Origin of the sequence: Shewanella sp. MF05960 (genome assembly GCF_050849305.1) — a bacterium.
In the GTDB taxonomy this organism is placed as follows: domain Bacteria; phylum Pseudomonadota; class Gammaproteobacteria; order Enterobacterales; family Shewanellaceae; genus Shewanella.
Window position 1 is genome coordinate 1 of the sequence record NZ_JBOZPS010000059.1, and the last position, 1,175, is coordinate 1,175.

Below are 1,175 nucleotides of genomic sequence, written 5' to 3' on the forward strand. Positions count from 1 at the left end.
CATTTGGGTTGTATGGTTAAGTGACCAAGCGTATACGGTGGATGCCTTGGCAGTCAGAGGCGATGAAGGACGTAATAACTTGCGAAAAGCGTTGGCGAGCTAGTAATAAGCATTTGAGCTAACGATATCCGAATGGGGAAACCCGGCCACATAAGTGGTCATCATAACGTGAATACATAGCGTTATGAGGCGAACCTGGGGAACTGAAACATCTAAGTACCCAGAGGAAAAGAAATCAACCGAGATTCCCCTAGTAGCGGCGAGCGAACGGGGATTAGCCCTTAAGTCTATGGGGTGTTAGTGGAATGTGTTGGAAAGCACAGCGGCACAGGGTGATAGCCCCGTACATGAAAACTAACCATAGATGAAAACGAGTAAGGCGGGACACGTGACATCCTGTTTGAATATGGGGGGACCATCCTCCAAGGCTAAATACTCCTGACTGACCGATAGTGAACCAGTACCGTGAGGGAAAGGCGAAAAGAACCCCTGTGAGGGGAGTGAAATAGAACCTGAAACCGTATACGTACAAGCAGTGGGAGCGGTTCTTGAGACCGTGACTGCGTACCTTTTGTATAATGGGTCAGCGACTTACGTTTTGTAGCGAGGTTAAGCGAATAGCGGAGCCGTAGGGAAACCGAGTGTTAACTGCGCGTTTAGTTGCAAGGCGTAGACCCGAAACCGAGTGATCTAGCCATGGGCAGGTTGAAGGTTGAGTAACATCAACTGGAGGACCGAACCGACTTATGTTGAAAAATGAGCGGATGACTTGTGGCTGGGGGTGAAAGGCCAATCAAACTCGGAGATATCTGGTTCTCCTCGAAAGCTATTTAGGTAGCGCCTCGAGCGAATACCATTGGGGGTAGAGCACTGTTAAGGCTAGGGGGTCATCCCGACTTACCAACCCTTTGCAAACTCCGAATACCAATGAGTACTACTCGGGAGACAGACAGCGGGTGCTAACGTCCGTTGTCAAAAGGGAAACAACCCAGACCGTCAGCTAAGGTCCCAAAGTGTATGTTAAGTGGGAAACGATGTGGGAAGGCTTAGACAGCTAGGATGTTGGCTTAGAAGCAGCCATCATTTAAAGAAAGCGTAATAGCTCACTAGTCGAGTCGGCCTGCGCGGAAGATTTAACGGGGCTAAACATACCACCGAAGCTACGGGTGCATTTC

Annotated in this window: 1 rRNA gene; it reads left to right on the forward strand. The window is 49.4% G+C overall.

From position 1 onward, the window contains the following. Positions 1 to 14 precede the first annotated feature (14 nt). Positions 15 to 1,175 (forward strand): 23S ribosomal RNA (locus ACROAE_RS20570); the annotation flags it as partial.